Source organism: Corallococcus carmarthensis (assembly GCF_003611695.1).
Lineage (GTDB): Bacteria > Myxococcota > Myxococcia > Myxococcales > Myxococcaceae > Corallococcus > Corallococcus carmarthensis.
The window spans coordinates 51,499-62,845 of record NZ_RAWE01000031.1 but is presented as its reverse complement, the minus strand read 5'-3'; the positions used below and the strand labels follow the sequence as shown (position 1 = coordinate 62,845).

8 protein-coding genes are annotated in these 11,347 nt (G+C 70.0%); 4 read left to right on the top strand and 4 right to left on the bottom strand.

Annotation, left to right across the window (positions count from 1 at the left end):
• Positions 1-112 precede the first annotated feature (112 nt).
• Both D7X32_RS11835 and D7X32_RS11830 read left to right on the top strand, forming a co-directional pair.
• A complete protein-coding gene (locus tag D7X32_RS11835; protein ID WP_120602634.1) occupies positions 113-1,399 on the top strand; it encodes an MFS transporter in 1,287 nt (428 codons plus the stop codon).
• Between the two features lie 5 nt (positions 1,400-1,404).
• Positions 1,405-1,887, top strand: coding sequence for a GNAT family N-acetyltransferase (locus tag D7X32_RS11830; protein WP_120602629.1), 483 nt, complete (start codon positions 1,405-1,407; stop codon positions 1,885-1,887).
• Positions 1,888-2,310: 423 nt separating this feature from the next.
• On the opposite strand, the gene D7X32_RS11825 is transcribed toward D7X32_RS11830, so the two are convergent.
• The 4 genes from D7X32_RS11825 to D7X32_RS11810 form a co-directional block, all read right to left on the bottom strand.
• A complete protein-coding gene (locus D7X32_RS11825; RefSeq protein WP_120602628.1) occupies positions 2,311-3,543 on the bottom strand; it encodes an HlyD family secretion protein in 1,233 nt (410 codons plus the stop codon).
• Between the two features lie 3 nt (positions 3,544-3,546).
• The gene (locus D7X32_RS11820; RefSeq protein ID WP_120602627.1) at positions 3,547-5,178 is read right to left on the bottom strand and encodes a DHA2 family efflux MFS transporter permease subunit; all 1,632 of its coding nucleotides are present in this window, start codon (positions 5,176-5,178) and stop codon (positions 3,547-3,549) included.
• Between the two features lies 1 nt (position 5,179).
• A complete protein-coding gene (locus D7X32_RS11815; RefSeq protein WP_158625661.1) occupies positions 5,180-5,749 on the bottom strand; it encodes a TetR/AcrR family transcriptional regulator in 570 nt (189 codons plus the stop codon).
• Positions 5,750-5,947: 198 nt separating this feature from the next.
• A complete protein-coding gene (locus tag D7X32_RS11810; RefSeq protein WP_120602625.1) occupies positions 5,948-9,220 on the bottom strand; it encodes a C45 family autoproteolytic acyltransferase/hydrolase in 3,273 nt (1,090 codons plus the stop codon).
• 244 nt (positions 9,221-9,464) lie between these two features.
• Here D7X32_RS11810 and ada point away from each other — a divergent pair, with 244 nt between their 5' ends.
• Together ada and D7X32_RS11800 are read left to right on the top strand one after the other, a co-directional pair.
• Positions 9,465-10,592, top strand: a complete 1,128-nt coding sequence (ada, locus tag D7X32_RS11805) for a bifunctional DNA-binding transcriptional regulator/O6-methylguanine-DNA methyltransferase Ada (RefSeq protein ID WP_120602624.1) — start codon at positions 9,465-9,467, stop codon at positions 10,590-10,592.
• Complete coding sequence (locus D7X32_RS11800) at positions 10,589-11,338, top strand: 2OG-Fe(II) oxygenase (protein WP_120602623.1); 750 nt, start codon at positions 10,589-10,591, stop codon at positions 11,336-11,338. The genes ada and D7X32_RS11800 overlap by 4 nt, the downstream gene beginning before the upstream one ends.
• Positions 11,339-11,347: the final 9 nt, after the last annotated feature.

The window sequence follows — 11,347 nt, the reverse complement described above, 5'->3', positions numbered from 1 at the left end:
GGCCCCTCCCACCCCGTGCTTCCGAGGGGACGGCGCAGTGCGTCGCGCTGTGCAGGACGCGGGAGCTGTCTAGAATCCCACCCTCCCCTGTCCTCCCCTGTAGGTGTCGCCCTTGATTGAACAAGAGACAGCCCTTCCGGCCACGGCTCCCGCCGAGGAAGCGCGTTGGTCCTGGCCCCCGCTGTTCGGCCTGCTGGAGGTCCAGTTCGGTGCCGCCGTGGGCTACCTGCAGACGGCGGTGCCGTACTGGCTGGCGAAGGACGGGATGCCGCTGGCGGAGATTGGCGTGCTGTCGGGGACGGCCTTCTCGCCGCACGCGTGGAAGCTGTTGTGGGTGCCGCTCATCGACCTGGGGCCGTGGCGCCGCGTCTGGTACGGCGTGAGCACGCTGCTCACCGCCGTGCTGATCCTCGCGTGCGCGGTGTTTCCGGAGCCCGCGCAGCACCTGGGGCTCTTCACGCTGCTCCTGACCGCGTTGCAGGCGGCGGCGACGACGGCGCACGCGGCGCTCAACGGGCTGATGGCCACGACGTCCAAGCCGGCCGACAAGGGGCGCACGGGCGGCTGGCAGATGGCGGGCAACGTGGGCTCCACCGCGCTCATGGGCGCGCTGGCCATCTTCCTCGCGAGCCGCTTCTCCCGGCAGGTGGCGGGCATCGTGCTCTCCACGCTGGTGCTGGCGAGCGGCGCGGGCATCTTCTGGATCACCGAACGGCATGACCCGTCCACGGTCCCCACCGGGCCGCTGTTCCGGGCGGCGGTGGACCGGGTGAAGAGCATCGTGGTGGACCTGGCGAAGACGGCCTTCAGCCGTGACGGGCTCATCATGCTCATCCTGTGCCTTGCGCCGGTGAGCTGCGGCGCGCTCACCAACCTCTTCAGCGCGATGGCGGGCGCGTACCAGGTGCCGGAGCACACGGTGGAGCTGGTGAACGGCCTGGGCATGGGCGTCACCGGCGCGCTGGGTTCGCTGCTGGGCGGCTGGCTGTCGGACCGGATGAACCGCAAGCTCGCGTACGCGCTGATGGGCGGCGCCACCGCGCTGTGCGCCTTCGCGATGGCGGCGGGGCCGATGACGACGGACACGTACATCTGGGGTTCGCTCGCGTACAGCCTGGCCAACGGCGCGGGCTTCGCGGCCTTCGCCGGCATGGTGCTGGAGATGGTGAGCGAGGGCGCGGCGGTGACGACGAAGTACTCGCTCTTCGTCGCGGCCTCCAACTTCGCCATCAGCTACACCACGGCGCTGGACGGGCACGCGTCGGAGTTCCGGAACATCGGCACGCGGGCCACCATCGCGGCGGACGGCCTCATCACCCTGGGCGGCATCACCATCGTGGCGCTCATCTTCGCGCTCTTCCTGCGCAAGAAGCCCGCTCCGGCCCCTGCCACCGCGTGAGCCCCATGGCCCCCTCCCCCGTCGAGGTCGTCACCTACCGGCCGGAGCTGCGCGAGCACTTCGAGCGGCTCAACCGGCTCTGGATTGAAAAGGACTTCCGCGTCGAGGGCTCGGACGAGGCCTCGTTCGCGGATCCCCACGGAATGTTCGTGGCGTCCGGGGGCGAGGTGTTCTTCGCGCTCGTGGACGGCCAGGTGCTGGGCACGTGCGCGCTGAAGCGCGAGGACGCGGCCAGCTTCGAGCTGTGCAAGATGGCGGTGGCACCGGAGGCCCGGGGCCGGGACCTGGGCGACGTGTTGATGCGGGCCGCGCTGGCCACGGCCCGTGAGCGTGGCGCGAAGCGGATGCACCTGGTGACCAACAGCGCGCTGGGGCCCGCGCTGGGCCTGTACCGCAAGCACGGCTTCGTCGTGAAGCGCAGCGGCCCGGAGATTGCGCGGGAAACAGGCTATTCGCGCGCGGACGTGGAGATGGCTGTCACGCTGTGACGGCAGTCCCGAGCCAGGCGCCGGACGCGCCCTGCGGTCCGTCTTCGCCCGGACGCGGTCCCAATGGGTCCAACTGCCGGCCCCGTTCTCGCTGTGCGAGCGGGGAGGAGCCCCCCAACCGAGGCGAACCCAACTGGTCCAACTGTCGGACCAGTCTCCACGGCCCGGCTGAACGGGCCGCCCCCTCAGCCTGGGTCTGCCCAACTGGTCCGACTGTCGGACCAGTTCGGGCTGCGCGCCTCGGACGGGCGACCCCAGCAGGGTTCTCGTCCTCTCATCCATTGGCGACGGGGTTCATGCCCGAGGGCATGGGGCCGACCAGTGTTTGGCCGGAGGCGCGCGGCCTGCCGCGTCATCACGGCATGAAAAAGCGCCGCGTCCCGGTTGGGGCGCGGCGCTGGGGTGTGGGGCTTCGGGCGCGGGCTACTTCGTGTGCACCGTCACGGCGGCGGAGAGGCCGGCGCGCAGGGCCAGGCCTTCGGGCGGGTGCAGCCAGGTGATGCGCACGGGCACGCGCTGCACCACCTTCACGAAGTTGCCGGACGCGTTGTCGGGCGGCAGCAGGGAGAAGCGGGAACCGGTGCCTCCGGACAGGCTCTCCACCTTGCCCTCCAGCTTCTCACCGGAGAAGGCGTCCAGCTCCACCTCCACGCGCTGGCCGGGCTGCATGTGGCCCACCTGGGTCTCCTTGAAGTTGGCCACCACGTAGGTGGTGAGCGGCACCAGCTCCGCCACCGCCTGGCCCGGGGTGAGCAGCTGGCCCGCGTGCACGGACAGCTTGGACACCTGGCCGTCCGCCGGAGCGACGATGCGCGTGTCCTCCAGCTGGAGCTTCGCCTGCTCCAACGCGGCCTCCGCGCCCTTCACCCGGGCGTGCGCCAGCGACGCGTTGGCCTGGGCCGCGGCGATCTTCTCGTCGATGGGCGCGCTCACGTCGAGCTGGCCCTTGGCCTCCGCGACCTTGCTCTCCGCGGTGCGCCGGCCCTCTTCCGCCAGGGCGAGCTGCGCGCGAGCCCCTTCGAGCGCGGCCTGCGCCGTCTCGCTGCCCGTCTGGGCATCATCCAGCGCGCTCTGCGCCACCACGTTCTGCTGGCGCAGGCTCTTGGCGCGATCCAGGTCCAGCGTGGCCTTGCGGGCCTGGGCCTCCGCGCGGGTCAGCGCCGCGCGGGCCGCCGCCACCTGCGCCTGGGCGCTGCTGACCGCGGACGTGCTCGTGGACACGAGCGCCTTCGCGCTGGACAGGCCGCCCTTCGCGCCGGCCTCCGCCACCGTGGCCTGCGCGTCCGCCGCGGCCGCCTGGGCGCGCGCGGACTCCAGCTCGGCCTCCGCCTGCTTCACGCGCGCCTCGTACGGACGCGAGTCGATCTGCAGGAGCACGTCGCCCTGGTGCACGGTGGCGTTGTCCAGCACGGCCACCTTCACCACGGGGCCGGACACGCGCGCGGCCAGGGGCACCACGTCCGCCTCCACCTGCGCGTCGTCGGTGGTCTCCTGCCCGGCCGTGATGACCTTGAAGCCGCCAATGGCCAGCACGATGGCGGCCACGATGCCGCCGAGGATGAGGAAGCCCCGCTTGCCGCGCTTCGCCTGCGCCGCTTCGGCGGGCGCGGGCGCCGCTTCGGGGACGAGTTGGGGAGCAGTCGTTGTCGTTGCCATGTCTTAAATCTCCACGTCGATGTGGGGTTTCTCGTGGGAGCCCCCGACGCTCGGGGGGTCCTTGAGGAAGTAGATGAGCGGCAGCACCACCACGAACATCAGCGATGCCAGGACGAAGAGCTTGTCGAACGCGAGCACCATGGCCTGCCGCGACACGTTGCCCACCATCATCTGGAGGCTGGCCATGCTGGCGCTCGCGGCGTCCAGGCCGTGCTGCATGAGCCCCCGCTGGGTGGAGGCCATGCGGCTGGCCACCTCCCACCGCTCCGGGTTCAGGTGCGACGCGATGGAGGCCTTGGACAGCACGGTGTAGCGCGACAGGAGCGTGGTGAAGATGGCCAGGCCCACGGACCCGCCAATCTGGCGCAGCAGGGAGTTGAGGCCCGTCGCGTCCGCCATCCGCTCGCGCGGGATGTTGCCGAGCGCCGTGGCGCTGAGCGGCACGAACATCAGGCTGAAGCCCACGCCCTGCAGCGCGATGGCCGCGATGATGTTGCTGGAGCCCGTGGCGAGCGAGAAGTGGCTCATCTCGAAGGCGCCAAAGCCCGCGAACACGATGCCCGCCCCCACCAGCACCCGCGCCGGCACCTTGCCGTACAGCCGCCCGACGATGGGCATCATCACCATCATCACCAGCGTGCGCGGCATCAGCGACAAGCCGGACTGCGTCGCGGTGAAGCCCAGGAGCTCCTGCATGAACACCGGCAGCAGGAACATGCTGGCCATGAGCACCGCGAACACCAGCGCGCCCAGGAGCGTGCCGGACGCGAACACCGGGTCCTTGAACAGCCGCAGGTTCACCGCGGGAGCCACCGCCGTGAGCTCGCGGATGACGAAGGCGATGAGGCACGTCGCGGAGAGGAGCGCGCAGAGGATGATGATGGGAGACTCGAACCAGTCATCCGCCTGTCCCTCCTCCAGGAAGTACTGGAGCGTGGCCAGGCCCATGCAGAGCAGCGTGATGCCGGACCAGTCCATGTGCTTGCGCTGGCGCTCGGCCTCCAGGCGCGCGGTGGTGCGCAGCTGTTCGTCCTCCTGGACGAAGCGGGCCACCATGAAGAAGCCCAGGATGCCCACCGGCACGTTGATGAAGAAGATCCAGGACCAGTGCCAGTTGTCCACGATGTAGCCGCCCAGCGTGGGGCCAATGGCCGGGCCCACCATCACGGCCATTCCGAAGATGGCCATCGCGGTGCCCTGTTCTTTCGGCGGGAACGTCTGCCGGAGGATGGCCTGCTCGGTGGGCTGAAGCGCGCCCGCTCCCAGGCCCTGGAGGAAGCGGAAGAGCACCAGCGTGGGCAGGTTCCACGCGAGGCCGCACAGGAACGAGCCCGCCACGAAGAGCACCAGGCACGCCATGTAGACGCGCTTCTGGCCGAACATGCGGCCCAGGAAGCCGGTGAGCGGCATCACCATCACCGTGGCGATGACGAAGCCGGTGGTGGCCCAGGTGATCTCCTGCACCGTGGCACCCACGGCACCGCGGATCTGCGGCAGCGCCACGCTCACGATGGACGAGTCGATGGCGCCCATCAGCGTGCCGAACGTCACCGACAGCGTGACGAGCCACTTGTTGACGGGGGCCTTGGGCACCGCTGGCGCCAGGACCTCCGGTGTCGCGACGGCTGTCGCCATGTCAGTCGGCCTCGATTCCCTTCAGGAAGACGCGGAGGATCTCCTCCGCCCAGACAGCGGCCGGAAGGTTCGCGGCGTCGTCCTCGCGCAGGCGGTCCAATGCGCCGCGCACCATTCCCATCAGCAGCGACGGATAGAGCGCGCGGCCCTCCGCGCGGACCTCACCGGCCTGGATGCCCCGGTCGATGATGACCGCCAGGCGCCGGGTGAGCTCCGCCAGCACGCGGCTCTTGCGCACGGGGTCCTCCGGCAGCTGCACCAGCACCCGCACGAACGCGTCGCGCTCCGCCACGTGGGCGAACACCGCCGTCACGAAGGCGCGCAGCTGTTCACGCGCGGGCCGCTCCGCCACGGGGGCCAGGGCCGCGTCCAGCCGGTCCAGCATCACCTGCCGGCGCTTCGCGCGCAGCGCGTCCAGCAGCGCCGCGCGGTCGGTGAAGTGGTTGTAGAGCGTCCCCACCGACACGCCCGCCTGCTCAGCGATGGACTCCATCTTCGCGGCGTGCAGCCCGTCCCGGGCGAACACCTCCGCGGCCGCCGACAGGATGGCGTCAGCGGTGGCTTCCTTCATGCGCGAGCGCAGCCGTTTGACGGGCGCCTCAGATTTTGAATCTCGATTCATTCTCTGAAGGGAGATTTAACCTTCTCCGCCCAGGAGTCAAATCGAGTGGGTTTCCAGAGGGAAACAGGCAGGAGGACGCAAGACGGGCCGGCGGGAGTGCTCACCGCCGGCCCGGCCTGGGCGCTTCAGGATTTCAGGTGCCGCGGCTCAGGGGGTGAGCATGCCCAGCTTGGGGGCGGGCAGGTCCACGGACAGCTCCTGGGTGAAGCCCTCCGTGGCGTGGAAGCCCTTGCCGCTGACCTCACCCGCGCGGAACAGGGCCCAGCTCTGGAGGCCGCGCTGGAAGGAGCGCGTCATGTGCCACAGCTCCAGGCCGCTGTTGGCGACGAAGAGGTACATGGTGCGCTTCGGGTTCCAGGGGTTGGGCAGCGCCATGGCCAGGCCGTCATCCGCGCGGCCGTAGGTCTTGCCCTGCCACCGGAAGTAGCGCCGGCCCAGCTCCACCGGCAGCTTCTTCTCCGCCGCGAGCCGCGCCAGCAGCCCGTTGTCCTCCAGACCGCCGAAGACGACGAGGTCGCGGTCCGCCAGCTCCGCGTCCGTCACCTCCGCGTCCGGCTTGAGCGGAGCCAGCCGCTCCGGAGACGCGTCCGCCAGCTGCTCGCGGTAGTTCGTCGCCAGCGTGCGCATGGACTCCACCTGGCGCGCGGACCCGTAGACGAAGAGGAGCTTCTCCCAGTCGTCCAGCGTGTTGGACAGGGTCTGGTAGCGCTCGCGGGCCACGGGGATGTCGTTGCCCACGTTGAACACCACGCGCACCGGCCGGTCCGCGACCTTCACGGTGAAGGTGTCGCTTGAGCCCTTCACCTCCACACGCTCCAGCACGGCGCCCTTCTCCGTCTGCACCTCCACCAGCGTGGCGAAGCGCCAGGGTGTCCCGGACTGGTCCACCTTCAGCGTGACCTCGTAGCCCTCCTTCGCCTTCTGGGCCCGCGTGGTGAGGCGCGGCGCGGGCAGCCCGCCACGCTCCACCCACTGCTTCACCCACGGGCCCACGTCCTGTCCCGCGGCCTCCGAGGCGGTGCGGATGAAGTCCTGCGTGGTGAGCTTCTTGTTCGCGAACTTCGCGTGCACCGCGTCCATCACCTTGGCGAACTTCGCGTTGCCCAGGGTCAGCCGCAGCTGGTGCAGCAGGTATGTGCCCTTGATGCGCGGCACCGCGTACGTGCCGTAGCGGCCGTAGTCCGTGCGCGCGGCGTTGGGCACCACGTCGCCCTCGCGGGCCGTGACGTACAGGTAGCGGGCGTTGAGCTCCGCGAGCGCGTCGCGCTGGGTGTCGAAGGCCTTGGAGAGGTCATCCCCTTCCGGCAGGTCCTTGAGCTGGGTCCAGTACGCGGCGGACCCGCTGCCGAACCAGTTGTCCGCGTCCGTCGCGGGGAACACCGTGTTGGCCCAGAGCTTCTTCTCGTCGAAGGACAGCGCGTCCTTCACGCGGGCGAAGTCGCGCTTGGGCTTGTCCTCCTTGGCCTCCGGCTTCTGCTTCGCCTTGGCGGCCTTCAGCTTGTCCGCCACGTAGATGGGGCTGAAGGCGGTGTAGCCCAGGGACAGGTGCGGCGTGGCGCCGGGCAGGTCCGGGATCCAGCGGCTGCCCACCATCTTCTCGCGCAGCGTCGTCTTGCCGTAGTGCGCGAGGAACATCAGCTTCTCCGTCATCTCCGACGTGGTGATCTTCCCGTCACACGCGTGGGGGCGGTTGATGGGGCTGGACGCCATCATCCGCGTGGCGCTGTCCACGTCGAAGCCGCCCTTGCCGTACTTCGCGTAGGCCTCCTGGAAGGCGATGTCGCGGTTCCAGGTGTTGAAGGCCAGGTCCACCGGGGCGTTGCTCGCGTTGGGCACGGACTCCTTGCGCACCTCCGGGTCGCGGTTGTTGTTGTTGGCCCAGATGAAGTCCTTGAGGTTTCCGGGCGTGTCCGCCGTCTTGCCCTTGCTGCCGGTGCGCCACAGGCGCGTCTTCGCGGTGCCCAGCAGCAGGCACGCGCCTTCATCCGTCTTGGTATCCGCCAGCGTCCAGTCGTTGGTGTAGAGGCCGTTGTTGCGGTCCTTGAGGATGCGCTCCACGTCGTCGATGGAGTTCGCGTACTGCACGGCCTTGCGGATGCGGTTGCTCTGCGGGGTGCCGTCGATGTTGAAGGGCGTCTGGCCCACGGTCGTCTCACCGATGACGATGCCCGCGTCGTTGAGCATCCAGTCGGAGCCGCTGTGGATGCCGCCCGGGAAGGTCTGCATCACGAAGCGGTGGCCCTTGGTGGGCTGCACGTCCAGCACCACGTCCCAGTGGACGCCGGTGTAGCCGTTCCACATGAAGATCTGCCCCATGACGACGCGGCCGTCCTTCGTCGCGGACTTGGTGGCCACGAACGACGAGCAGTGGTCGCCCTCCCCCGCGCGGCCGTTCTCGTCCTCGCCCTTGAGGAAGGTGCGGCCGGTGAGCGGGGACGCGGTGACGCGGTTGGCGTCGTCCAGCTGGCCCAGGTCCACGGCGGAGTTGATCGCGACGACGTCCAGCACGTCCAGGTCGCGCTCCTTGCCGTCCGGGCCCTTGAACTTCGCGCCGCCCACGTTGGCGCCGTCGGCGATGCCCTTCATCTCCTCCAGGTACTCGGCGTCGAAGCGGCGCAGGAACAGCGAGTCCGCGAGCAGGCGCACCTGCGCCCAGCCCTTCGCGGCGTCCGCCTTGTCCTTCTGGACGCCCAGCTTCTCGATGTAGCGGACGATCTCCTGCGAGACGAGCTCGCCGTATTGCCGGCCGCGCTCGTAGGGCTCGCCCTCGATGTGCACGTACACCCAGCCACCGTCGTCGTAGCGGAAGCCCTTGCCGGCCCAGCGCACGCTCTCCATGGGGACGTACGCGGTGACGTCGTCCACCTCCTCCAGCTTCACGTCGTCGAACCACGCGGTGCCGGTGGCCTTGCCGTTGTGGCCCAGGTGCGCGCGCACGCGGTCATTGGACTGGGTGGCGAAGAACAGCACCTGCACCCGGCCGCTGGCGTCCGCGCCCTGCGGCGGCGAGCAGTTGGTGAAGGGGAAGCTCTGCATGGACAGACATGCGCCCAGCGCCGTGGGATAGCGGGCCTGCGCGTCCGCCTGCACGCCCTTGGTGCGGACCCAGGCGGAGAGCCGGTAGAGGCGGCCCACCTGGAGCTTCACGGCTTCGGACTCGACGGTGGTCTCCGCGCCGCCCTGGGGGCTTTCGATGGCGAGGCTGCGGCTGCCCTCCGCCTTCGCGTCGGTGCGGGCGGACACCTTGCCTTGGCCCGAGGCCGTCCAGCCCTGGGGCAGGCCGGTGGTGGCGGCGGTTTCAAAGCCGGCGTTGGGGACGGCGACAGGCGCGGGGGCGGCCCAGGCGGGAGCCGCGGCGCAGACGGCCAGCGTGGGCCAGAGCAGACGGGAGCGCTTCCACATCAGACGCAGGTGGGACATGGCTTGCTCATGGAAAGGAGGAACTGGGGTGCGGCATCCTGTCACGACCTACGCGGGCGTGCCGCCATGCATTGCACGCTCCCGGCGGGCGGTTCACTCCCAGCAAGACCGGGCCGCGTCACGCCATGACGCCATGCTCCATGCCGGTCCGAATTCGACCGCAAGGCGCGGAGTGCTGGTCTGGACTCCGGGGGTTAGGTTTCCCGTCGTGGTCATGGAGACCGCTCTCGAAGGGAGGCAGTGCATGGCGACGAAGACGGAGGCCCTCGCGGCGGCGACGTTGGGCGACCCTCGCTGGGCGGCGGTCGTCGCCCGGGATGGGGCGGCGGATGGACGCTTCTTCTATTCCGTGCGGACGACGGGCGTCTTCTGCCGCCCGTCCTGTGGCGCCCGGACGCCCCGCCCGGAGAACGTGGGGTTTCATTCCACGGTGACGGCGGCGGAGCAGGCGGGGTTTCGCGCGTGCAGGCGCTGCAAGCCGGGGGAGCCCTCGCTCGCCGTGAAGCATGCGGACCGGGTGGCCGAGCTGTGCCGCTTCATCCAGGCCTCCGAACAGATGCCGAGTCTGGAGGAGCTGGCGGAGCGCGCGGGGCTGTCCCCCTATCACCTGCACCGGGTGTTCAAGGCCGCCACCGGGCTGACGCCCAAAGGCTACGCGGCGGCGCAGCGGGCGGAGCGGATCCGCACGGGGCTGACGAAGCGTGGCTCCGTCACCGAGGCCATCTACGACGCCGGGTTCAACTCCAGCGGTCGCTTCTACGAAACTTCCAGCCAGGTCCTGGGCATGACACCGACGAACTTTCGCGCCGGAGGCGCGAACACGGAGATCCGCTTCGCCATCGCGGAGTGCTCACTGGGCCCCATCCTCGTGGCCACGAGTGACCGGGGCGTGTGCGCCATCCTGATGGGGGATGATCCGGACGCCCTGGCGAAGGATCTCCAGGACCGCTTCCCGCAGGCGACGCTGGTCGGCGGGGACGCGAAGTTCGAACAACTGGTGGCGAAGGTCGTGGGCTTCGTGGAGGCGCCAGGCGTGGGGCTGGACCTGCCCCTGGACGTGCGAGGCACGGCGTTCCAGCAGCGCGTGTGGCAGGCGCTGTGCGAGATTCCGGCGGGCAAGACGGCGAGCTACACGGACATCGCGGAGCGGATTGGTTCGCCGAAGTCGGTGCGGGCTGTTGCGCAGGCCTGCGGCGCGAACGCGCTGGCGGTGGTGATTCCGTGTCATCGGGTGGTGCGCAACGACGGCGCGCTGTCTGGCTATCGCTGGGGCGTGGAGCGCAAGCGCGCGCTGCTGGACCGCGAGGCCGAGCATGCCACGAGCCCCGTGGAGTCCCCGCGCCGCGGGCTGGCGCGCGGAGCCCAGCGATGAGCGCACGACGTGCCGGTGCGCTCGCGGTCCGTGCCGTGGCGGGAGTCCCGGCGCGGGTGCGTGCGGTGGACTGGGAGGGAACGGGCCGGGAGCTGGATGCGCGAGGGTGCGCCGTACTGGAGCACCTGCTCACGCCCGGCGAGTGCGAGGCATTGGCGCGGCTCTACGACGTGGAGGACGCCTTCCGCAGCCGCGTGGTGATGGCGCGGCACGGGTTCGGACGGGGTGAATACAAATACTTCGACCATCCGCTGCCGGAGGCCGTGACGGAGTTGCGCACGGCGCTCTACCCGTGCCTCGCGCCCATCGCGAACCGCTGGAACACAGCGATGGGAATCGACGTGCGGTTTCCGGACGCGCACGCGGACTTCCTCGCGCGCTGCCATGAAGCCGGACAGGTGCGGCCCACTCCCCTGCTCCTGCGCTACGGCGTGGACGACTACAACTGCCTGCACCAGGACCTGTATGGCGAGCACGTCTTCCCGCTCCAGGTGGCCGTGCTCCTCTCCGAACCCGGACGGGACTTCACGGGCGGCGAGTTCGTGCTGACGGAGCAGCGTCCCCGGATGCAGTCACGCGCGGAGGTCGTCCCCCTGCGCCAGGGAGACGCGGTCGTCTTCGCGGTGCACCACCGTCCCGTCCAGGGCACGCGCGGCACCTACCGCGTCAACCTCCGGCACGGCGTCAGCCGCGTGCGCTCCGGTCAAAGACACACGGCGGGAATCATCTTTCACGACGCCGCATAAGCATCCACC